Below are 22726 nucleotides of genomic sequence, written 5' to 3'. Positions count from 1 at the left end.
GGGCGAAGCCCGAAGCAGAGACGAAGGGGCGACCCGCTCAACCAGCCTGGGGGTCACTGGGAGCGGGTCGCCGATACCTAGCTTAGAGGTCTTTGCACGAGTTCGCTGCACCGGGTCGGCAAGTCGAACGAATTCTTTACCAAGTTGATCTGCCGTGTCCCGGAAATCCTCAGGTCACGACGCTCGCCGGTTGCGGAACGTGACGAACGTCGCTCCGTCCGGGTTCGGGAGTTCCGTGCGCGCGAGCGGCACCGGTAGGGCAGGATGACGCCGCATCAGCGGGGAACGTTAGGGGACGGTATGCACGACGGCAGTGGCCGGATTGTGGTGCAGAACCTGAGCAAGCAGTTCGGCGCGGTGAACGCGGTGCAGAACCTCAGCTTCACGGTCGAACCGGGGTCGGTGACGGGCTTCCTGGGCCCGAACGGCGCCGGGAAGACGACGACGTTGCGCATGCTGCTCGGGTTGGTGACGCCCACGTCGGGGATGGCGACGATCAACGGGCGGCCGCACTCGCAGCTGGGGAATCCGGCGCGGGTGGTCGGGTCGGTGCTGGAAAACGAAGGTTTTCACCCGGGCCGGACGGCCCGCAACCACCTTCGGGTCTACGCGGCGGCGATCGGCGTGCCGGATCGGCGGGCGGACGAGGTGCTCGGCCTGGTGGGTCTGGGCAGTGCCGCGGACCGGAAGGCGGGCGGGTTCTCGCTCGGCATGCGGCAGCGGCTGGCGCTCGCGACCGCGCTGCTCGGCGACCCGCAGGTGCTGGTGCTGGACGAGCCGACGAACGGGCTCGACCCCGAGGGCATCCTGTGGCTGCGGAACTTCCTGCGGTCCTACGCGCGGGAGCAGCGGCGGACGGTGCTGGTGTCGAGCCACCTGCTGAACGAGGTCGAGCAGCTGATCGACCAGGTGGTGATCATCAGCCAGGGTGTCACGCGCTACTACGGCCCGCTGGAGCAGCTGCGCAAGAGCCAGCAGTCGCGGGTGCTGGTGCAGCCGGCGGACCCGTCGGCGCTCGTGAAGGCGTTGCAGGAGAACGGCATCACCGGGGTTTCGCCGACGCCGGACGGCCGGGTGGCGGTCGCCGGGTCGACCGTCCAGCAGATCGGTGACATCGCCGCGAAGGCCGGGATCGCGGTCTACGGGATGCAGGAGGACCACGCCGACCTGGAGCGGATGTTCTTCCAGCTGACGCAGGCCCAGTACACGGGGGCGCCGGGTTACCCGCCGCCGCAGCAGCCGCAGTACCAGGGGCCGCCGCCCGGTTACCCGCCGCAGCAGTACCCGCCTTCGGGCCCGCAGCACCAGCAGCAGCACTGGGGAGGACCGCAGCAGTGATGGGCAACCTGATCAAGGCGGAGTTCCGCAAGACGCTGTCGCTGAACACCTGGTGGGTGCTGCTGATCCCGCTGGCGCTGGTGGCGTTCTGGCTGACGTTCGTCTGGGGCAAGATCACCAACGACTTCGCGGACTTCATCGGTTCGAGCGATGCCCGCGAGGTCGCGGGCGCGGTCGGCCTGGACGCGAGCAAGCTGCCGGTCGGGTTGCTGGCGTTCGCGCACGGCGTGAACATCGCGCAGCTGATCCCCGGCCTGTTCGGGGTCTTCGCGCTGGCCGGCGAGTACCGCAGCAAGACGATCACGACGACGTTCCTGACCGCGCCGAACCGGATCGCGGCGCTGACCGCGAAGATGCTGACCTACGTGGCGTGGGGCGCGATCTACGGCCTCGTGAGCTTCGGCGTCTCGGCGGTCGCGGTGATGGCTTCGGTGGACTCCGGCCGGTGGCCCAGTGCGGGCCAGTGGCTGGCCGCGCTCGGCGGGACGATCCTGGCGTCGGTGCTGGTGACGTTGTTCGGCATCGGGTTCGGCGCGGTGCTGCGCAGCGTGCCGCTGGCCGTCGTGCTGTTCCTGGTGTGGTTCCTGATCGTGGAGAACGTGCTGGTCATCGCGTTGTGGGGGCCGGTCGACATCCTGGGCGGGATCCTGCCGAACGGCACCGCCAACGGGATCGTGGGCGGGATCGCGGCGGACGCGTTCGGGATCAACACGCTCAACCTGCCCGGCGGGGTCGACCACTGGTCGCAGCTGGGCCTGCAGCTCGCGGCGGGCGCGCCCGGCGTGATCTCGTGGTGGGCGTCGGCGCTGATCTTCTTCGCCTGGACCATGCTCTTCTTCGGCCTCGGCTGGCTGGGCAACCAGAAGCGCGACATCACCTAGTTTTTCACTCGTTCGTGAAGGCCACCCCGGCGTGCCCGAGGTGGCCTTCACGGCGTTCGCGGAAATAAATTGTCGGTGGCCGCGCTTACTGTCCTGACGTGACCACCGCTCCGCCCCGCTCCCGTCAAGAGCTCCCACCAGCCGGGACAGCCGGCTGGGTCCGACGGCTGTCCGCCGCGGCGTGGGAGCACCGCGCGCTCGTCGTGCTGTCGCTGACCGCCGCCGTCTTCAGCGTCGGCGTGCAGGCCGTGAGCCCGCTGCTGGTGCGCACGGCGGTGGACGACGCGGTGGCGGGGCGGACGGGCGGGCTGCCCGCGGTCGCCGCCTTCTTGATCTCTTTGCAGCTGGTGGCCTTCGGCACCGCGTTCGTGCGCCGGTACGTCGGCGGGAAGCTCGCCCTCGGCGTCCAGCACGACCTGCGGCAGCGGGTCTTCAACGCGGTTTCGCGGCTGGACGGCGGCAAGCAGGACGCGATGCGCACCGGCCAGATCGTCTCGCGCGCGATCTCCGACCTGCAGCTGGTCACCGGGATCCTGATGCAGATCCCGGTGTCCTTCGGTTCGGTGCTCTTCGCGCTGCTTTCGTTCGCGGCGATGCTGTGGCTGTCCCCGGTGCTGACGCTGATCGCGCTGGTCGTCACGCCGGCGGTCGGGATCATCGTGGCGCGCGGCCGCAAGCGGCTCTTCCCGGCGACGTGGTCGGCGCAGCAGCGCGCGGGCGACGTCGCGCAGCAGGTCGAGGAGACCGTCACCGGCGTCCGCGTGGTCAAGGGTTTCGGCCAGGAGGCGCGGGAAGTCGGGCGGCTGCAAGCGACCGCGCGCAAGTTGTTCGCGGAGCGGCTTCGCGCGGCGAAGCTGTCCGCGGTACCGACGGCGACGACCGCGTCCCTGCCCGCCGCCGGCCAGGTCGCGGTGCTCGGCATCGGCGGCGTCCTCGCCATGAACGGGGCCATCACGCTCGGCACGTTCCTCGCCTTCGCGACCTACCTCGCGACGCTGGTCGGGCCGGCGCGGATGCTGTCCAGCCTGGTCGTGCAGGCCCAGCTGACCCGCGCGGGCGCCGAGCGCGTGTACGAGCTGATCGACGCGCAACCGGAGGTCACCGACGCGCCGGACGCGCGGCCGCTGCCGGACGGCCCGCTGGGCGTGGAGCTCGACGCCGTCCGCTTCGGGTACACGCGCAGTGAACCGGTGCTGAACGGGCTTTCGGTCACCGCGCACCCGGGCGAGACCCTCGCGCTGGTCGGCACCGCAGGCTCCGGGAAGTCCACGATCTCGCTGCTGCTGCCGCGGTTCTACGACGTGCACGCGGGCGCGGTGCGCGTCGGCGGGCTCGACGTCCGGGACGTGCCGATGCGGCAGCTGCGCCAGGCGATCGGCGTCGTGTTCGAAGAAGCGTTCCTGTTCTCCACGACGATCCGGGACAACATCGCGTACGGCAGGCCGGACGCGAGCGACGAGGAGGTCTTCGCGGCCGCGCGCGCCGCGGAGGCGGACGAGTTCATCCGCGCGCTGCCGGAGGGCTACGAGACGCTGGTCGGCGAACGCGGGCTGACGCTCTCGGGCGGTCAGCGGCAGCGGCTCGGACTGGCCAGGGCGCTGATCACCGACCCGCGGATCCTGATCCTCGACGACGCCACCTCCGCGATCGACACCGTCACGGAGGCGGCGATCTACGACACCTTGCGTGCGGTCACGGCGAGCCGGACGACGCTGCTGATCGCGCACCGCCGCTCGACACTGGCGCTGGCCGACCGGATCGCGGTGCTGGACGACGGCCACGTCGTCGACGTCGGCACCGAGGCCGAGCTGATGGCGCGCTGCCCGCTGTTCCGCGAGCTGATCGCGGGCCCGGGCGACGGCGTCGAGGAGAAGCACCGGTGCGAGGGCCTGGATCTCGGGCCGGCCGGGGTCACGCCGGCGCTGTGGCCGCGCGACGAGGAGCGCGACGAGGTCGACGAGCTGGCCGACGCGGCGCGCCTGCGCAGCGGCGACCCGAACAGCAGCGGCTTCGTCGGCCGCGGCGGCGCCGGCCTCGACCTGCCGCCGACGCCGGAACTGATCGAGGGCGTGCGGGCGCTGCCGCCGGCCGTCGACGAGCCGCGGCTGTCCGATGTGGACGTCACGGCCCCCGACCCCGGCTTCCGGCTGGCGCGGCTGCTGCGGCCGGTCCGCTGGCCCCTGGCGGTGGTGATCGGGCTGGTGGCGGCGGACGCGCTGGCGTCGATCGCGCTGCCGTCGCTGTACCAGTTCGGGGTCGACCACGGCGTCCGCACCGGCGTCGAGTGGCTGGTCTGGCTGGCGGCAGGCATCGGCGCGCTGGTGATCGCGGCCGATTGGCTGGTCGTGTTCGCGCAGACCCGGCTGACCTCGCGGGTCGGCGAGACGGTGCTGTACTCGCTGCGCGTCCGCAGCTACGCGCACCTGCAGCGGCTCGGGCTCGACTACTACGAGCGGGAGCTGTCCGGGAAGATCATGACCCGGATGACCACGGACGTCGACGCGCTCTCGACGTTCCTGCAGACCGGGCTCGCGACGGCGGTGGTCAGCGCGCTGACGCTGGCCGGGATCGCGGTCGCGCTGCTGGTCACCGACGCCGGGCTGGCGCTGTTCGCGCTCGCGATGGTGCCGGTGCTGGCGGTGGCCACGGTGATCTTCCGGCGGGCGGCGTCGAAGGCGTACAACGAGGCCCGCGAGCGGGTCAGCGTCGTCAACGCGGACATGCAGGAGAACGTCAGCGGGCTGCGCGTCACACAGGCGTACTCGCGCGAAGACCGTTCCGCGGAGGCGTTCGCCTCGCTGAGCGACTCGTACCGGCGCTCGCGGCTGCGGGCCCAGCGCTACGTCGCCACGTACTTCCCGCTGGTGGCGCTGCTGTCCGACCTGGCGACCACGACGGTGCTGGTGGCAGGCGCGAACCGCGTCGCGGCGGGCACGCTGTCGGCCGGTGTGCTGCTGGCGTTCCTGCTGTACCTGCAGCAGTTCTTCTCACCGATCCAGCAGCTTTCGTCGGTGTTCGACGGCTACCAGCAGGCCCGGGTCGGTCTCGGCCGCATCGGCGACCTGCTGCGCACGCCGACGTCGGTCCCGGCCGCCGAGCGTTCCGTCGCGGTGCCGGACCGGCTGCGCGGCGAGGTGGCGTTCAAGGACGTCGACTTCTCCTACACCGGCGTCGAGGCGAAGGCGCTGGAGCAGTTCTCGCTGGACGTCGGCGCCGGCGAGACGATCGCGCTGGTCGGCGCGACCGGCGCCGGGAAGTCGACGGTCGTGAAGCTGGTCGCGCGCTACTACGACGTCACCGGCGGCGAGGTCCGCATCGACGGCACGGACGTCCGCGAGTACGAGCTGGCCGGCCTGCGCCGCCGGATGGGCGTGGTCCCGCAGGAGGCCCACCTGTTCTCGGGCACGGTGGCCGACAACGTCCGCTACGGCCGCCCGTCGGCCTCCGACGCGGAGGTGGAGGCAGCGGTCCGCGCGGTCGGCGCCTTCGACGGCGTGGCGGCGCTCCCGGCGGGCTTCCTGCAGCCGGTCGGCGAACGCGGCCGCTCCCTGTCGGCGGGCCAGCGCCAGCTGGTGGCACTGGCCCGGGCGGAGCTGGTGGACCCGGACGTCCTGCTGCTGGACGAGGCGACGGCGGCCCTGGACCCCTCGACGGAGGCGGCGGTCCTGCGCGCGACGGAGACGGTCGCCCGCCGCCGCACGACGTTCGTGGTGGCCCACCGCCTCGCGACCGCGGCCCGCGCGGACCGCATCGTGGTCCTGGACCACGGCCGCATCGTCGAGACGGGAACCCACGAGGAACTCCTGGCGGCGGAGGGTCACTACGCGAGGTTGTGGGCCTTGGGCTGACCGGAAGCGCTTTCCTGCCCACGTCGGCGCGGCCCAGCCTCACGGAGGCAGCCTCACGACCACGAGCCCCGCGGCCGCCGCCCACACCGCACGCGCGGCCGACCAGCCACCTGAGCCCCACAGGCACGCCCGGCACGGGCGTGCTGAACACCGAAAGTCCGTGGCCGGCCGGCCGGGGCGCTGGGAGCATGGCGGGCATGTTCGAAGAGCAGCGGGTGCCCGACCGGCAAATCCGAGCGGCCCAGACCGAGACCACGCTCCGGGTCTACCAGGCGTACTCGCCGTCGATCGCCGAAGCCGCGCTCGAGAAGCAGACGTTCGTCGAGCCGTTCAAGCGCGACCGGATGACGTGGATCAAACCCTCGTTCCGGTGGATGGCCTACCGCTGCGGCTACGGCAAGAAGCCGGGGCAGGAGCGCATCCTGGCGATCGACATCACCCGCGAAGGCTTCGAGTGGGCCCTCGCGCACGCCGCGCTGAGCCACCCGCGCCGGGACCAGGCCAAGGACGCCTGGCAGCGAGAGCTCAAGACGAGCCCGGTGCGCATCCAGTGGGATCCGGAGCGAGACCTCCACCACAACGCGCAGAACTTCCGGGCCATCCAGATCGGCCTGAGCGGCGAGGCAGTCGACCACTACGTCGACGAGTGGATCACCGCCATCACCGACGTCACCCCGGTGATGCGCGACATCTCCGGCCTCCTGGCCACCGACCAGCTGCACAAAGCGGTGAAGCTCGTCCCCCACGAGCCGCCGTACGAGCTGTCACCCGAGCTGGCCGCCGCCGTCGACGCCACCGGCTAGGGCAGTGCCCGCCACTTCAGCTCGCCCAGCCCGGCCGCCTCCACGTCCGGGCGGGAGGCCCAGCGGACCGTGCCCGGGCGGACGTGGACGCCGGCCCCGACCAGCCAGTCCGGCTCGTCGGGCTCGACCCACTCCATCTCCTCGAAGTCGGCGAGCGTCGGCCAGACGGCCTGGCACGAATCGCACTGGAGCACGACGGTCCCGGACTCGGTGACCAGCGGCCGCACCAGGCCCTGGTCCCAGAACGAAGGACATTCGACCAGCCACATCCCTCCAGTGGAAACCGCGGCGGTGAACGTCCGGCGGCAGCCGGGCGAACCGGGAAAAAAGACACCGCGAACGCTGTACCGGGTCCAGCGCTTAAGGTTCCCTTAGCACATCTTGATCGAGTCAGTGACCGATCCCCTAGTGCGCCACGCCTCACACAGGCCGGTTCCATCACATCGCGGTCACCGAGGGGGTTAGCCTGGTAGGCGCATCAGCGGATTCAAGATCGAGATCGAGACGGATAGAGGCGAGCCCCAGCCGTGTCCAGCAGCAGCCCTGCGTCACAGTTCGGCCCCAACGAGTGGCTGGTCGAAGAGATGTACGACCAGTTCCTCGCCGACCCTTCCTCAGTCGATGCCGCCTGGCACGACTTCTTCGCGGACTTCAAGCCGACGCAGAACGCGCAGGCCAAGGCGGACAACGCCCGGCAGCAGGCGGAAGCCAAGCCCGCCACCAACGGCCAGGCGGCGCAGCCGTCGGCCAAGGCCGTGCGGAACGCGGAGTCGGCGGCCAAGCAGGCCGCGCCCGCGAAGGCTCCCGCGAAGCCGGCGCCGAAGGCCGAGCCCGCGAAGCCCGCCGCGGCGAAGGCCGAGCCGAAGGCCGACGCGAAGAAGGAAGAGCCGGAGTCGAAGCAGCTGCGCGGTGCCGCGGCCGCCATCGCGAAGAACATGGACGCTTCGCTGAGCGTCCCCACCGCGACCAGCGTGCGCGCGGTCCCGGCCAAGCTGATGGCGGACAACCGCATCGTCATCAACAACCACCTCAAGCGCACGCGCGGCGGCAAGATCTCCTTCACGCACCTCATCGGCTACGCCATGGTGCGCGCGCTGAAGGACTTCCCGAACCTCAACCGGCACTACCAGCAGATCGACGGCAAGCCGTTCGCGATCACGCCGGAGCACGTCAACTTCGGGCTCGCCATCGACATGAAGGGCAAGGACGGGTCCCGCAACCTCGTCGTCGCCTCGGTCAAGAGCGTCGAGGACATGACGTTCCTGCAGTTCTGGCAGGCCTACGAGGACATCGTCAAGAAGGCCCGCAACAACAAGCTCACCGCGGACGACTTCGCGGGCACCACGATCTCGCTGACCAACCCGGGCGGCATCGGCACCAACCACTCGGTGCCGCGCCTGCAGGCCGGCCAGGGCGCCATCATCGGCGTCGGCGCCATGCAGTACCCGGCGGCGTTCGAGGGCACCAGCGAGAAGACGCTGGTCGACCTCGGCATCAGCAAGATCATGACGCTGACCTCGACCTACGACCACCGCATCATCCAGGGCGCGGAGTCCGGCGAGTTCCTCAAGCGCATCCACCAGCTGCTGCTCGGCGAAGACGGCTTCTACGACGACGTCTTCACCAGCCTGCGCCTGCCGTACGAGCCGATCCGCTGGGTCGCCGACATCCCCGAGGGCCCGGTCGACAAGACCGCGCGCGTGATCGAGCTGATCGACGCGTTCCGGATGCGCGGTCACCTGATGGCCGACACCGACCCGCTGAACTACCGCCAGCGCAGCCACGCCGACCTGGACGTGCTGTCCCACGGCCTGACGCTGTGGGACCTCGACCGCGAGTTCCCGGTCGGCGGCTTCGCCGGCCAGGAGCGGATGAAGCTGCGCGACATCCTCGGCGTGCTGCGCAACTCGTACTGCCGCACGGTCGGCATCGAGTACACGCACATCCTCGACCCCGAGGAGCGCCGCTGGATCCAGGAGCGCGTCGAGATCCCGCACGAGAAGCCGGACCCCGCGGTCCAGAAGTACGTGCTCTCGAAGCTGAACGCCGCCGAGGCGTTCGAGACGTTCCTGCAGACCAAGTACGTCGGCCAGAAGCGCTTCTCGCTGGAGGGCGGCGAGACGGCGATCCCGCTGCTCGACACGCTGCTCGACAAGGCCGCCGAGCACGAGCTCGACGAGGTCGTCATCGGCATGCCGCACCGCGGCCGGCTGAACGTGCTGGCCAACATCGTCGGCAAGCCGATCAGCCAGATCTTCCAGGAGTTCGAGGGCAACCTCGACCCGGGCCAGGCGCACGGTTCCGGTGACGTGAAGTACCACCTCGGCGCCGAGGGCAAGTACTTCCGCATGTTCGGCGACGGCGAGACGAAGGTGTCGCTGACGGCGAACCCGTCGCACCTGGAGACCGTGGACCCGGTCCTCGAGGGCATCGTCCGCGCGAAGCAGGACCTCCTGGACAAGGGCGGCGAGGGCTACACCGTGCTGCCGGTCCTGATGCACGGCGACGCGGCCTTCGCGGGCCAGGGCGTCGTCGCCGAGACGCTGAACCTGTCGCTGCTGCGCGGGTACCGCACCGGCGGCACCGTGCACGTGATCGTCAACAACCAGGTCGGCTTCACCACCGCGCCGGAGCACTCGCGCTCGTCGCAGTACGCCACCGACGTCGCGAAGATGATCGGCTCGCCGATCTTCCACGTGAACGGCGACGACCCCGAGGCCGCGCACTGGGTGGCCAAGCTGGCCGTCGAGTACCGGCAGGCGTTCCACAAGGACGTCGTCATCGACCTGATCTGCTACCGCCGCCGCGGCCACAACGAGGGCGACGACCCCTCGATGACGCAGCCGGCGATGTACGACATCATCGACACCAAGCGTTCGGTGCGGAAGACCTACACCGAGTCGCTGATCGGCCGCGGCGACATCTCCGTCGAGGAGGCCGAGGCCGCGCTGCGCGACTTCTCGAGCCAGCTGGAGCACGTCTTCAACGAGGTCCGGGAGCTGGAGAAGCACCCGGCGAAGGCGAGCCCCTCGGTCGAGGAGGAGCAGCAGGTGCCGGCGAAGGTGCCGACCGCGGTCACCAACGAGGTCATCGAGCGCATCGGCGACGCGTTCGTGAACGTGCCGGAGGGCTTCACGCCGCACCCGCGCGTCAAGCCGGTCATGGAGCGCCGCCACAAGATGTCCCGCGAGGGCGACATCGACTGGGCGTTCGGCGAGCTGCTCGCGTTCGGGTCGCTGGCGATGGAGAGCCGCCTGGTGCGGCTGTCCGGCCAGGACTCCCGCCGCGGCACGTTCACCCAGCGGCACTCGGTCTTCATCGACCGCAAGACCGGCCAGGAGTACGCGCCGCTGCAGAACCTGGCCGAGGGCCAGGGCCGCGTGATGATCTACGACTCCGCGCTGTCGGAGTACGCGGCCGTCGGCTTCGAGTACGGCTACTCGGTCGCCAACCCCGAGTCGCTCGTGATGTGGGAAGCGCAGTTCGGTGACTTCGTCAACGGCGCGCAGACCGTCATCGACGAGTACATCTCCTCGGGCGAGGCGAAGTGGGGCCAGCGCTCGGACGTCGTGCTGCTGCTGCCGCACGGCCACGAGGGCCAGGGCCCGGACCACACCTCCGGCCGCATCGAGCGGTTCCTCTCGCTGTGCGCGGAGGGCTCGATGACGGTGGCGGTCCCGTCGACCCCGGCGAACTACTTCCACCTGCTGCGCCGGCACGCCCTCGACGGCATCCAGCGCCCGCTGGTCGTCTTCACGCCGAAGTCGATGCTGCGCAACAAGGCCGCGACGTCGCAGGTCGAGGACTTCACCGGCGAGAGCCGGTTCATGTCGGTCATCGACGACACGACGCCGGACCCGGCGAAGATCCGCAAGGTGCTGCTGACCTCCGGGAAGCTGTACTGGGAGCTGGTCGCGGAGCGGGCGAAGCGCGAGGCGCACGACGTCGCGATCGTGCGGATCGAGCAGTACTACCCGCTGCCGAAGAAGAAGCTGGTCGCGGCGCTGGAGCGGTACTCGAACGCGCAGCAGGTCGCGTGGGTCCAGGAGGAGCCGGAAAACCAGGGCGCGTGGCCGTTCTTCGGCCTGAACCTGCCCCGGAAGTTCCCGGAGCTGCTCTCGGGCCTGCAGGTCGTCTCGCGCCGCCCGATGGCGGCCCCGTCGGCGGGTTCGTCGAAGGTGCACGAGGTCGAGCAGAAGGCGCTGATCGCGAAGGCGTTCGACTGATCGCTTGAACGACGAAGGCCCCCGCGCTTCCGGTGCGGGGGCCTTCGCCGTTCAGCTGAGCGATTCGGAAGCCGCCTTCGCCAGGTTGTGGGCGTTGCGGCGGCAGCGGGCGATGTCCCGGTCCGTCTCGTCGGGTGCCGAGACGATCACGATGACGTCGACGTTCCCCTGGTAGAACCGCACCCCGCACTGCAGGGTCCGCCCGCTGTCGAAGTCGACGTCGGCCGCCTTGGTCGCCTGGCCGATGCCCGCGGTGATCGGCTTCGCGCCGTCCTCGACCGCGTTTTCGTAGCCCGCCGCCGCATAGCGGGTACCCGCGCCGGAGCCCTTCTGCTTCGACTCCGACAGGTACATCGTCACCGTGCCCGACGACGAGCCGGACTTCATCCAGGAGCAGCTCAGCGAGGTCATCTCGAGCTGGTCGTCCGAGCCGCCCGCGGGTTCCGGGGCGTCGTCGCGGGTCAGCGGCGGCAGGTTCTTCATCCGGCTGCCGACCTCGCTGCAGCGCGGCAACGACGTGTACTTGTCCGGCTCGCCGGTCGCCGACGTCGTGGGCGGTGCGGCGGTCGAAGGCTTGTCGTCGGCCGTCAGGAGGAAGAACGCGCCGACACCCGCCCCGGCCAGGACGAGCACGCCGACCGCGACCAGCACGACCACCAGCACCGTCTTCCCGCCGGACTTCGGCGGCGGGTAGCCGGGGTACTGCTGCTGGGGGTAGGGCTGCTGCGGGTACGGGTACTGGGGTCCTTGCTGCACGAACCGGACACTAGGCCATTCGTGCTACCGGGGCGGGCCTTTCGGTACAAACCACTCAGACGGTCAGCGACCAGCTGTCGATGCGCCCGGTGTCGAGCGAGGCGACGTCCTGGACCCGCAGGGACCAGGTGCCGTTCGCGGCTTCACCGGAGACGTTCGCGCTGTAGGTCGTGTTGATGTTGTCGGAGGAGTCGCTGCTGGAGTTCTTCAGCCGGTATGCCGACCCGTCCGGCGCGACCAGGTCGATCACCAGGTCGCCGACGTAGGTGTGGACGATGTGGACTTCCACGGCCGTCGTCGCGGACGCGTTGCGGTTGCAGCCCGAGACGCTCACCGAGCTGGTCACCGCGGCGCCGCGGTCGGGGATGGCGACGTCGGTGCCGTTGGTGACGGTGCCGCAGGTCGGCGGCGGCGGGGTCGTGCCGGTGCCGGTGTAGAGCAGGACGTTCGGCGAACCGGTGCCGGCGTTGGTCACCTTGCCCGTGGTGCCGTTCGCGACGAGGGCGTCGCGGACCTGCTGCGGCGTCGCGCCGGTGTTGGTGGCCAGGTACAGCGCCGCCGCGCCGACGACGTGCGGGGTCGCCATCGACGTGCCGCTGATCGTGTTGGTGGCGGTGGAGCTGCCGATCCACGACGACGTGATGCCGCTGCCCGGCGCGAAGATGTCGAGGCAGGAGCCGATGTTGGAGTAGCTCGCGCGGGCGTCGGTGGACGTCGTCGCGCCGACGGTGATGCCCGCCGCGACGCGGCCCGGGGAGCCGTTGCAGGCGTTGGCGCCGTTGTCGTTGCCCGCCGCGAGGCCGTAGGTGATGCCGGCGTTGATCGAGCGCTGCACGGCGGAGTCGAGCGTGCTCGAGGCGCCGCCGCCGAGGCTCATGTTCGCGACGGCGGGCTTGATCGCGTTCGCCGTCACCCAGTCGACGCCGGAGATGACGCCGGCGGTCGTGCCGGAGCCGCTGCAGTTGAGCACGCGCACGGCGACCAGCTTGACCTCCTTGGCCAGGCCGTACTGCGAGCCGCCGATGGTGCCGGCGACGTGCGTGCCGTGGCCCTGGCAGTCGGTGGCGTTGCTGTCGTTGTCGACGAAGTCGTAGCCCGACGTCGCGCGGCCGCCGAAGGTGCTGTGCGTGAGGTTGATGCCGGTGTCGATCACGTACGCGTGCACGTTCGACGCCGTCGTGCTGTAGCTGTACTTCTGGTCGAGCGGCAGGTTCCGCTGGTCGACCCGGTCCAGGCCCCACGACGGCGGGTTCAGCTGGTCGGCGCTCGCCCGCACGACCCTGTTCTGCTCCACAGTGGACACCGCGGGGTCGGCGGCGATGCGCTTGGCCTGGGTCTCGGACATCGTGCCGGTGAAGCCGCGCAGCGCCGCGGAGAACGTCCGCGCGACCGTGCCGCCGTGGCGGCTCGTGACTTCCTTCGCCTTGCTTTCCGCCGCCGTGCCGTCCTTGAACACGACGATGTAGCTGTCCTTGACGGCATCGGCGCCGCCGGCCCCGACGATCGTTCCTTCGCTCGCCGTCGCGACGGCGTTGCCGCTCAAGGCGGTCAACGCCGAAACGGCGGCGACGACCCCGATCTTGGTCACCAGGCGCATGGTTCGTCCCTTTCTGGGCAGGGTCGACCGGGCGGTGCACGGCCGCCGGGTCGCCAGGGGTGAGACGTGAAGCGCGTTCACGTGGAACGTGGACGAACTGTAGGTCGGCCTCACCCAGATCGGTAGATCGTCCGGTTTGGGCAGTTCAAGACCACTCGAACGGTCCCCTACCAAAGTCTGCCCGCGAAAACGATTTCCGCTCGGCCCCGGTTCGCGGCAAGGTGACGGCCATGCTGATCCGTCGCGAGACCCCGGCCGACCAGTCCGCCATTCACCGCGTGCACAGCGAAGCCTTCCGGCGCGAAGCGGGCGTGACGCCGATCGAGGCGCCGCTCGTCGACGACCTGAGAGCCGAGGGCGACCTGATCGACGCGCTGTCCCTGGTCGCGCTCCACGACGGCGAGGTCGTCGGGCACGTCTGCTGCAGCCGCGCCCGGATCGGCGACGACCCGGCGGCCGCGGTCGGCCTCGGCCCGCTCGGCGTGCTGCCCGGGCACCAGGCTCGTGGTGTCGGGTCGGCTCTGATGCACGCGGTCCTCGGCGCGGCGGACGCGCTCGGTCACGGCCTCGTCGTCCTGCTCGGCAACCCGGCGTACTACGCGCGGTTCGGCTTCGTCACCGCGTCGACGCTCTCGATCACCGCGCCGGATCCGGCCTGGGGCAAGTACTTCCAGGCCCGGACGCTGACGGGGTACAAGTCCACCCAGGCCGGCGCGTTCGAGTACGCGCCGGCTTTTTCGCGGATCTGAACAGGAGTCGCCCGATGTACGCACCGACGACGTCCGTAGGCGTCCGGATCAACCGTGAGCAGCCGCCGGCCAAGCTGGTCGAGCTGGCCCGGCAGGCCGAAGCCGCCGGCCTCGACGAGGTCTGGCTCGTCGAGGACTGCTTCTGGGCGGCAGGCATCGCGACGGTTGCGACCGCGCTGGCGGTGACGTCGACGATCAAGGTCGGCATCGGCGTGCTCCCGGCGGTCGCGCGCAACCCGGCGATCGCGGCGATGGAGCTCGCGGCGCTGGCCGAGCTGCACCCGGGCCGCCTGATCGGCGGCTTCGGCCACGGCGTCGCGTCGTGGATGCGCCAGATCGGCGCGTACCCGGCTTCGCAGCTGGCGGCCCTGGAGGAAACGCTGGTCGCGGTCCGCCGGCTGCTGGCGGGCGAGCGGGTCTCGATGACCGGGCGGCACGTCTCCCTGGACGAGGTCGAGCTGGTGTTCCCGCCTTCCTCCGTGCCTCCGCTGCTGGCCGGGGTCCGCCGCCCGAAGTCCCTGGCGCTGGCCGGCGCGGTGGCGGACGGCACGATCCTGGCCGAGCCGTCCCCGCCGGAGTTCGTCCGCACGGCACTGGCGGACATCGCGGCCACCGGTCCCCACGCACTGGCGACGTACAACTGGCTGGCACTGGGCGACCGCGACCGCGCGCGCCGGACGGTGGCGGAGTCGCTGACCCCGGGCGCGCGGGTGCAGGTGGAGGGTTTGCCGTTCGCCGCGGAGCTGCTGGCGCTGGTCGATTCTGCGTCCACAGTGGACGAATTGGCGGCCGGACTGCAACCGGAGTGGCTGGGGAAGCTGGCCGTCTGCGGTTCACTGGAGGAGTGCGTCGCGTCGGTGCGGGCGCTGCACGAGGCCGGGAGCGGGTCGGTGGTGCTGCTGCCGTTGCCGGAGGAACCGCCGGAGCGGGGCATCGAGGACGCGGGCCGGGTGGCGGCGGCTCTGCGCGGCTGAGGGCGTTGTCCACAACCCGGCAGGGCTGTGGACAAGCAAGCGCGATCGCCGCTGTTCCCGGCTTTTCGTCGGCCGGCGCCGATAGACTGGCCAAGGGCACGCCCCCAGGGAGGGCGGGGGCCGCCCGGGCTTGCGGTCCGGCTGGCCGGGCCTCCACGAAGGGTCGCGCAGTCCTCAGTCCTCAGCCCTCGGCTTGAGTACCAGCGGCTCGGCAAAAGTCTTGAATGAGTCATTCAAGACCTCCGAAGACCTGAATGACTCATTCAAGACAACCGCAAGGCTGCGGCTGAGCTCGGAAAAGGAGTTCGCCGCCCGCGGGGAGCGTGTCAGGATCGGCCCATGCCGGTCGATCCGCACCTCCTCCTGGCCTTCGTCGCCACCACGATCATCGCCATGGTGACACCCGGGCCGGACATGCTCTTCATCCTCGGCTGCGGCATGCGCGGCGGGCCGAAAGCCGGGCTGCTCGCCACCGCCGGGGTCGCCACCAGCGAGGCCGTCCACGTCGCCGTCGCCGCGGCCGGGCTCGCCGCGCTGTTCGCCGCGGTGCCCGTGGCCTTCACCGTGGTGCGGATCGCCGGGGCCGGCTACCTCATCTACCTCGGCGTGCAGGCCATCCGGAACCGGAAGCCGCTCGTCGAGCGGAAGTCCGAACGGGCCTACCTCAGCGGGCTGCTCACCAACCTGCTCAACCCCAAGATGGTCACCTTCACCATCGCCTTCCTCCCGCAGTTCATCGATCCGGCGCGCGGGCACGTCTGGTTGCAGTTCGCGGTCCTCGGCGCGATCCTGATCGTCTTCGAGTTCCTCGTCGACGGTGCCGTCGGGGTGCTCGCCGGCCGGATCTGCGGGTGGGTGCGGCGGAAGCGGAACCTGCGCCGGATCGAGGTCGCCACCGGCGGCATCTTCATCGGTCTCGGGGTGCGGCTGGCCGTCGACCGCTAAATCGGTTGCCTCGCCCGGTGCGGTTCTGCTGCACTGGCCCGAACCGACCCCCCAGGAGCTGATCATGCGCGGAGCTTCCGTGTTCTTCCCGTTGGCCGAATTCGCCCGCACCGAGGACATGAAGCTCATTGCCCGCACTCAACCTGGGAATTCTCGCGCACGTCGACGCCGGTAAAACCAGCCTCACCGAACGGCTGCTGCTCGCCGCCGGGGTGATCGAGCGGCTGGGCCGCGTCGACGACGGCACCACGCGGACTGACACCCTCGCGCTCGAACGCGCGCGGGGCATCACCATCAAATCCGCCGTGGTCTCCTTCGAAATCGGCGAAACCACCGTCAACCTCGTCGACACCCCCGGCCACCCGGACTTCATCGCCGAGGTCGAGCGGGTCCTGGAAGTCCTCGACGGCGCCGTGCTCGTCGTTTCCGCCGTCGAAGGCGTCCAGGCGCAGACCCGGCTGCTGGCCAGGGCCCTGGACCGGCTCGGCATCCCGGTGCTGCACTTCGTCAACAAGACCGATCGCCGCGGCGCCGATCCCGGGCGCGTGCGACGGGAGATCGCCGCGAAGCTGCCGCCGGCGCCAGTCTTCGAAGGGTCGGCGCTCACCGGCGACGGCATCGACGAGCTCCGGCGCGCCCTCGTCGAGCTGCTCCCGAAGTCCGAAGAGGACTCCGGTGGGCCGCTGTCCGGCACCGTGTTCAAAGTGGACCGCCGCAACGTCGTGCACGTCCGGATGTTCTCGGGCACACTGCGCGTCCGGCAGCGGCTCCCGGCCGGCAAGGTCACCGCGATCCACGTCTTCGAGCACGGCGAAGCCGTCCGGCGCGACCGGGTCACCGCCGGCCGGATCGCGCGGGTCACCGGCCTCGACGCGCGGGTCGGCGACGCGATCGGGGCGGCGCGGACGTCCGCCGGGCGGCAGTTCGCCCCGCCGACGCTGGAAACCGTCGTCCGCACCCGTGGCGACCGGGGCGCGCTCCACGCCGCGCTGGTCCGGCTCGCCGACCAGGACCCGTTCATCGCACTGCGCGTCGACGGATCCGAGCTTTTCCTTTCCCTGTACGGCGAAGTCCAGAAGGAGGTCATCCAGGCGACCCTCGCCGACGAGTACGGCATCGAAGCCGAGTTCGGCGAGACGACCACGATCCACGTCCGGCGGCTCACCGGCACCGGCGAATCCGCACGGCTCATCGGCGAAGCACCGAACGAGTTCCTCGCCACCGTCGGGCTCCGCGTCGCACCGGCCGAGGACGGCGTGACCTTCGGGCTCGAAGTGGAACCAGGGTCGATGCCCGCCGCGTTCTTCCGCGCCGTCGAGGAGACCGTGCGGGCGACCTTGGCCCGCTGGTCGATCCCGGCCTGCGCCGTCACCATGACGCACTCCGGCTACTACGCGCGGCAAAGCCATTCCCACGGCACGTTCGACAAGAGCATGTCGAGCACCGCGGGCGACTTCCGCGACCTCACGCCGATCGTGCTCCGGGAGGCGCTGGACCGGGCCGGGACCGTCGAGTGCGAGCCCGTGCACCGGTTCCGGCTCGACGTCCCCGCCGACGCGATCAGCGCCGTCACGCAAGCCGTGGCACGCCTGCGCGGCACGCCGCTCCAGACCACATCGGACGGTGCGGAAGCCCGTGTCGAGGGTGATCTCCCGGCCGCCGCGGTGCACGAGCTGCGCCGCCGGCTGCCCGGGCTCACCCGGGGCGAGGGCGTGCTCGAAACGGCGTTCGACCGCTACGAGCCTAGGACTTGAGGTTGTTGCGCGCCAGGAAGTCTTCGGCGATGTCGAGCGGGTTGCGCTTCTCCTCGGTGAACTCGACGTTGAGCCGCGTGAGCTGTTCGGTGGTCAGCGCCGCCGACACGCGGTTCAGCGCGGCGGCCTCGCCCGGTGCCAGCGTGCCGCGGGCCACCAGGGGGACGATGTTCTGCGCCGGGAACATGTTCTTGTCGTCGACCAGCGGCACGAAGCCGTTCGCGGCGATCGTCGACGACGTGCTGAACAGGTCCGCCACCTGGACGTCGCCGGACTTCAGGGCCGCCACCGTCACCGGGCCGCCGGTGTCGGTCGTGCGGATCTCCTTGAACTCGCAGCCGTACAATGACTTGATCTTGTCCTTCCAGCGGCTGCTCCACTGCCCCGGCCCGCCGAACACCAGCTCACCGCAGCGCTTCCCCAGGTCCGAGAACGTCTTCACGCCGGTGGACGCCAGTTGCGGGCCGACGACGAGCAGGTCCTTGTCCTCGGCCGGCGCCTGGTCCAGCACCTCGAACCCCGCCGGGATCTTCTGGCGGAGCTGCGCGTAGACGTCCTGCGGGGTCGTCGCCTGCGTGTCCTTGTCGAAGTACCGCAACAGGTTCCCGCTGTAGTCCGGCACCACCGACAGCGATTTGTCCTGCAGCGCCTTGACGACGACCTCGCGGCTGCCCACCGGCGGCCGGACCGTCACGTTCGAAGCGCCCGCGTCGCGCAGCGCGCCGGCGTAGATCTGGGCCAGCAGCAGGCTTTCGCCGACGTCGGACGCGCCGATGATGATGTCGCCGGTCGCGCCGCCTTCGCCGCCGCCGGCGAGCGGGTTGCCGCACCCCGCGGCCAGGAGCAGGACAGCAGCCGCCAGAAAACGCTTCACTCTGCCACCTTCTTCACGGCCGCCGCGAGCCGGACGCCGCGCGGGACCAACGCGCGGTTCAGCAGCGCGAACAGGAGATCCAGCACGATCGCCAGCGCCGTCGTCAGTAGTGCGCCCGCGATCACCTGGGAATAGTCCAAAATGGCCAGTCCGTCGAGCAGGAACCGGCCCAGGCCACCGAGTCCGACGTACGCGGCCACCGCGGCGGTCGCGACGAGCTGCAGCACGGCGTTGCGGACGCCGCCCAGCACGAGCGGCAGCGAGATCGGCACCTCGACCTTCCAGAGCCGCTGCCAGCCGGTCATCCCGATGCCCTGGGCCGCGTCGACCACGCCGTGGTCGGTCGCCTGCAGCCCGGCGTACGTCCCGGCCAGGATCGGCGGCACGGCCAGCACGACGAGCCCGATGATCGTCGAGGTGACGCTTTCGGTGAAGAGCAGGAACAGGAACGTGACGAGCCCCAGCGTCGGGAGCGCGCGGATCGCGTTGCCCACGCTCACCAGCGCGACGCCACCGCGTCCGGTGTGGCCCACGAACAGTCCTAACGGGACAGCGATGACCAGCGCGATCACCAGCGAAAAAGCGGTGTAGCCCAAGTGTTCCAGCAGCCGCTGCGGCACACCGTCCGGACCGGACCAGTGCGCCGGGTCGCCGAACCAGCGGAAGAGATCGGTGATCATGCGGCGGTCACCCGTTCCCACGGCGTCAGGAGGTTGCGGATCCCCACCAGGACCAGGTCGACGACGAGCGCGAGCAGCAGCGTCAGCACGATGCCGACGACGATCGGCGAGAAGTACTCGCGCTGGAAGCCGTCGGTGAAGAGCACGCCGAGGCCGCCGGTGCCGATCAGCGCGCCGACGCTGACCAGGCTGATGTTGCTCACCGACGCCACCCGCACGCCGGCCGCGAGCACCGGCACCGACAGCGGCAGCTCGACGGCGAAGAACTTGCGCGCCGGCTTGTACCCGACAGCGGTCGCCGCGGCGATCACCGACGGCGGCACCGCGTCCAGCGCGTCGAGCACCGGGCGGACCAGCAGCGCGGTGGTGTAGATCGTCAGCGCCACGACGACGTTGACGCTGTCCAGGATCTTCGACCCGATCAGGCCGGGGATGACGACGAACAGCGCGAGCGACGGGATCGTGTAGAGCAGGTTCGCCAGCACCATGAGGACCTGCCGCGCGGGCTGCCAGCGGTGGCCCAGCCAGCCCGCGGCGATCGCCAGCACGATGCCGAGCACCAGCGGGAGCAGCGCCAGGTAGACGTGGTCGCCCAGGTCACCGAGGACTTCGACGCGCGTGTTCGCGCTGCTCAGGTACTGCCCGAGCTCGTCGAAGAAGCTCATGACGCCTGCGGCGTGGCCTCGATCACGTCCAGGACCTGCCGGGCGACGACGCCGCCGAGCACGCGGTGGTCTTCGTCGACGACCACGCCGAGGCTGGCCGGGGACGACAGGGCGGCGTCGAGCGCGCCGCGGATCGGGGTGCCGTGGACCCACAGCGAGCCGCCCGCCACGAGGTCCGTTTCGGACAGTGCGCCGTCCACTGTGGAGTTCGGCGGCAGCCAGCCGCGGGGCTGCTTTTCGGCGTTGACGCCGAGCCGCCAGCCGTCGCTCGCCGGGGCCGGCGCGCCGATCTCGACCAGGTCGAGTTCCTTGATCTCGACGCCATCGGCGGAGAGGAAGGACAGGCCGCGGTAGCCGCGGTCACGGCCGACGAAGGACGCCACGAAGTCGTCCACCGGGTGGCGCAGGACGTCGGCGGGGGTGCCGTACTGGGCGAGCTTGCCGCCGACGCGCATCACCGCGACCTTGTCGCCGAGCCGGACGGCCTCGTCGATGTCGTGCGTGACGAACACGATGGTCTTGCCCAGCTGGGACTGCAGCCGCAGCAGCTCGTTCTGCAGGTCCTCGCGCACGATCGGGTCGACCGCGGAGAACGGCTCGTCCATCAGCAGCACCGGCGAATCCGCGGCGAGCGCGCGGGCGACGCCGACGCGCTGCTGCTGGCCGCCCGAAAGCTGCGCCGGGTACCGCTTGCCGAGTTCCGCGGGCAGGCCGATGATCTCCAGCAGCTCGGCGGCCCGCTTGCGCGCCTTGCCCTTGTCCCAGCCGGACAACAGGGGCACGGTGGCGATGTTGTCCAGCACCGTCCGATGTGGAAAGAGCCCGGCGTGCTGGATGACGTAGCCGATGCCGCGGCGCAGCAGCGCCGGGTCGCCCTCGGCGACGTCCTTGCCGTCGAGCAGCACCTGGCCGCCGGTCGGCTCGACCATCCGGTTGATCATCCGCAGCGACGTGGTCTTGCCGCAGCCCGACGGGCCGACGAACACGGTGATCGTGCCGTCCTCGACCGTCAGGTTCAGCTTGTCGACGGCGACCGTCCCGTCCGGGTACTGCTTGGTCACGTCGCGGAATTCGATGGTCACTGCCACTCCCCATGTCCCGGTCCGTCCGACCGTAGCCGAGTCGGCGGTGGTTGGCACGCTGTTCCGAAGCGTGGCTACTAGGCTCGGAGTCCGTGAGCGCACTCGACGACGTCCTCGCCGCGCACGGCGTCGGCGTCCGCCCGCTGTACCGCGTCATCGACCTCCTGCGGACCGGCGACCACGACCTCGGTGAGCTGGTCCGGCTGTCCGCGGCGCCGCGGCGCAGCGTGGAGGACGTCCTGACCGCGCTCGGCGACGACCTCGACCGCAGCGGCGACCGGCTGCGGATCGCCCCCGGCGTCGCCGCGGCGTACCTGCGGTACAGCGTTCCCCGCTACGGCGACCCGCTCGACGAAGCCGTCGAGAAGCACGAACTGCTGCCGAAGATCGCCGAGTGGGTGGCGGAGGTGCCGTCGCCGCTGGCCGCGCTCGACCACGTGCAGGCCACGCCGGGCACCGCGCTGCGCCGCGCGCTGTGGCTGGACGCGCAGTACGACCTCGCCTCCGCGCGGGTGCTGTTCCTCGGCGACCACGACCTGACGTCGCTCGCGGTGCGCGCGGTCTGCCCGGCGGCGTCGCTCACGGTCGTCGACCTCGACGAGCGCGTGCTCGCCTACCTCGACGACCGCGGCGAGCGCGCGATCGCGACGGCCCACGCGGACCTGCGCGTCGGCCTGCCCCCGGCGTTCGCCGGCCGGTTCGACCTGGTGTTCAGCGATCCGCCGTACACGCCGGAAGGCATGGGGCTGTTCGCCACGCGCGGGGTGCAGGCGCTGCGCGAGCCGAGTGAGGGACGGCTGCTGCTGGCCTACGGCTACAGCCCGCGCCACCCGGCGCTGGGCGCGCAGGTGCAGCGCGCGCTGGCCACGCTCGGGCTGACGTTCGAGGCGATCCTGCCGGGCTTCAACCGCTACTTCGGCGCGCAGGCGATCGGCAGCGCGGCGGACCTGTACGTCTGCCAGCCGACGGCGAAGGCGAAGAAGGTGCGCGGGGCCAAGGCGATCTACACGCACGGGCCGCAGTCGGTCGAAGCGGCGGGCACGAAGCCGGCGCTGCTGGAGAAGCTGAAGGAGATCGCGGCCGCCGGCGGGCTCGCGCTGGAGTCGCGGCCGGTGGACTGGTCGATCTCCGGTCCCGAGGGCGACGCGGTCGCGATGGACCTCACCGGCGACCCGGGCCCGTGGCTGCTGCGGACGCTGCTGGGCACGAACGCCCGCCGGCTGGCCCTGCTCGTCCCGAACGCGCACCCGGACCTCGCGGACCAGGCGTCCCAAGAAGCGCTCGCGTCACTCGTCCGGGGGAAGTACGCGCTGCGGTACCTGCGCAGCACGCCGGACAACCGGCACGCGGTGGTCGTCGCGGACGCGGTGGAACACCAGGACGAGGTCCTCACCCGCGCCCACGCCCGGCTGGCGAACGTCTCCCTCGACGTCCCCGAAGACCTCGTGGACCTGCGCCTGGTCGACGTCCCCCGCCACCGCCTCACCCAGCTCCTGGGCTGAAGTGCCGTTAAGGCCACCTTACGGGCGTCTGACGCCCGTAAGGTGGCCTTAA

17 protein-coding genes are annotated in these 22726 nt (G+C 70.8%); 10 read left to right on the top strand and 7 right to left on the bottom strand.

Going from position 1 to position 22726, the window contains the following annotated elements; translation table 11 throughout:
- Window positions 1-300: 300 nt before the first annotated feature.
- The 4 genes from EIY87_RS27430 (at window position 301) to EIY87_RS27415 (ending at window position 6870) form a co-directional block, all read left to right on the top strand.
- Entirely contained in the window at window positions 301-1338 is a 1038-nt protein-coding gene (locus EIY87_RS27430) for an ABC transporter ATP-binding protein (protein WP_125312746.1), read from the top strand.
- Entirely contained in the window at window positions 1338-2219 is an 882-nt protein-coding gene (locus tag EIY87_RS27425) for an ABC transporter permease subunit (protein WP_086856912.1), read from the top strand. Before EIY87_RS27430 ends, EIY87_RS27425 begins: the two co-directional genes overlap by 1 nt.
- Window positions 2220-2317: 98 nt before the next feature.
- Entirely contained in the window at window positions 2318-6067 is a 3750-nt protein-coding gene (locus tag EIY87_RS27420; RefSeq protein WP_125312745.1) for an ABC transporter transmembrane domain-containing protein, read from the top strand.
- Window positions 6068-6264: 197 nt separating this feature from the next.
- Window positions 6265-6870, top strand: coding sequence for a DUF4291 domain-containing protein (locus tag EIY87_RS27415; RefSeq protein ID WP_125312744.1), 606 nt, complete (start codon window positions 6265-6267; stop codon window positions 6868-6870).
- Here the strand turns inward: EIY87_RS27415 and EIY87_RS27410 are convergent.
- Window positions 6867-7139, bottom strand: coding sequence for a hypothetical protein (locus EIY87_RS27410; protein ID WP_125312743.1), 273 nt, complete (start codon window positions 7137-7139; stop codon window positions 6867-6869). The genes EIY87_RS27415 and EIY87_RS27410 overlap by 4 nt on opposite strands.
- A 258-nt stretch (window positions 7140-7397) precedes the next feature.
- On the opposite strand from EIY87_RS27410, the gene EIY87_RS27405 reads away from it, so the two are divergent.
- Window positions 7398-11096, top strand: a complete 3699-nt coding sequence (locus tag EIY87_RS27405; protein ID WP_125312742.1) for a multifunctional oxoglutarate decarboxylase/oxoglutarate dehydrogenase thiamine pyrophosphate-binding subunit/dihydrolipoyllysine-residue succinyltransferase subunit — start codon at window positions 7398-7400, stop codon at window positions 11094-11096.
- Between the two features lie 51 nt (window positions 11097-11147).
- Here the strand turns inward: EIY87_RS27405 and EIY87_RS27400 are convergent, their stop codons facing one another.
- Complete coding sequence (locus EIY87_RS27400; RefSeq protein ID WP_125312741.1) at window positions 11148-11852, bottom strand: hypothetical protein; 705 nt, start codon at window positions 11850-11852, stop codon at window positions 11148-11150.
- 55 nt (window positions 11853-11907) lie between these two features.
- Window positions 11908-13449: a S8 family peptidase gene (locus EIY87_RS27395; RefSeq protein WP_125312740.1), complete on the bottom strand. Its 1542-nt coding sequence runs from the start codon at window positions 13447-13449 to the stop codon at window positions 11908-11910.
- A gap of 230 nt (window positions 13450-13679) precedes the next feature.
- Here EIY87_RS27395 and EIY87_RS27390 point away from each other — a divergent pair, with 230 nt between their 5' ends.
- The 4 genes from EIY87_RS27390 (at window position 13680) to EIY87_RS27375 (ending at window position 17871) form a co-directional block, all read left to right on the top strand.
- Entirely contained in the window at window positions 13680-14198 is a 519-nt protein-coding gene (locus EIY87_RS27390; RefSeq protein ID WP_125312739.1) for a GNAT family N-acetyltransferase, read from the top strand.
- A 14-nt stretch (window positions 14199-14212) separates the two neighbouring features.
- Entirely contained in the window at window positions 14213-15172 is a 960-nt protein-coding gene (locus tag EIY87_RS27385; RefSeq protein WP_125312738.1) for an LLM class flavin-dependent oxidoreductase, read from the top strand.
- Window positions 15173-15511: 339 nt separating this feature from the next.
- The gene (locus EIY87_RS27380; RefSeq protein WP_125312737.1) at window positions 15512-16117 is read left to right on the top strand and encodes a LysE family translocator; all 606 of its coding nucleotides are present in this window, start codon (window positions 15512-15514) and stop codon (window positions 16115-16117) included.
- Between the two features lie 128 nt (window positions 16118-16245).
- Window positions 16246-17871 (top strand): GTP-binding protein, encoded by a 1626-nt coding sequence (locus tag EIY87_RS27375; RefSeq protein ID WP_125312736.1) that lies wholly within the window; start codon window positions 16246-16248, stop codon window positions 17869-17871.
- Here the strand turns inward: EIY87_RS27375 and EIY87_RS27370 are convergent.
- From EIY87_RS27370 to EIY87_RS27355, 4 genes are read right to left on the bottom strand one after another with little or no spacing between them, the layout of a single operon-like run.
- Window positions 17861-18745: an ABC transporter substrate-binding protein gene (locus EIY87_RS27370; protein ID WP_125312735.1), complete on the bottom strand. Its 885-nt coding sequence runs from the start codon at window positions 18743-18745 to the stop codon at window positions 17861-17863. The two genes, EIY87_RS27375 and EIY87_RS27370, sit on opposite strands and share 11 nt — an antisense overlap.
- Window positions 18742-19425 carry an ABC transporter permease gene (locus tag EIY87_RS27365; RefSeq protein ID WP_125312734.1) on the bottom strand — a complete coding sequence of 228 codons (684 nt, stop codon included), beginning with the start codon at window positions 19423-19425 and terminating at the stop codon, window positions 18742-18744. The genes EIY87_RS27370 and EIY87_RS27365 overlap by 4 nt, the downstream gene beginning before the upstream one ends.
- Window positions 19422-20090 carry an ABC transporter permease gene (locus EIY87_RS27360; protein ID WP_125312733.1) on the bottom strand — a complete coding sequence of 223 codons (669 nt, stop codon included), beginning with the start codon at window positions 20088-20090 and terminating at the stop codon, window positions 19422-19424. The genes EIY87_RS27365 and EIY87_RS27360 overlap by 4 nt, the downstream gene beginning before the upstream one ends.
- Window positions 20087-21172 (bottom strand): ABC transporter ATP-binding protein, encoded by a 1086-nt coding sequence (locus EIY87_RS27355; RefSeq protein WP_125312732.1) that lies wholly within the window; start codon window positions 21170-21172, stop codon window positions 20087-20089. Before EIY87_RS27355 ends, EIY87_RS27360 begins: the two co-directional genes overlap by 4 nt.
- Before the next feature lie 92 nt (window positions 21173-21264).
- Between EIY87_RS27355 and EIY87_RS27350 the strand changes: the two genes are divergently transcribed.
- Window positions 21265-22674: a bis-aminopropyl spermidine synthase family protein gene (locus EIY87_RS27350; RefSeq protein WP_125312731.1), complete on the top strand. Its 1410-nt coding sequence runs from the start codon at window positions 21265-21267 to the stop codon at window positions 22672-22674.
- Window positions 22675-22726 lie beyond the last annotated feature (52 nt).

The sequence above is a fragment of the Amycolatopsis eburnea genome, from assembly GCF_003937945.1.
Lineage (GTDB): Bacteria > Actinomycetota > Actinomycetes > Mycobacteriales > Pseudonocardiaceae > Amycolatopsis > Amycolatopsis eburnea.
Note: the sequence above shows the minus strand (reverse complement) of the source record. Positions and strands in the feature narration are given on the sequence as shown.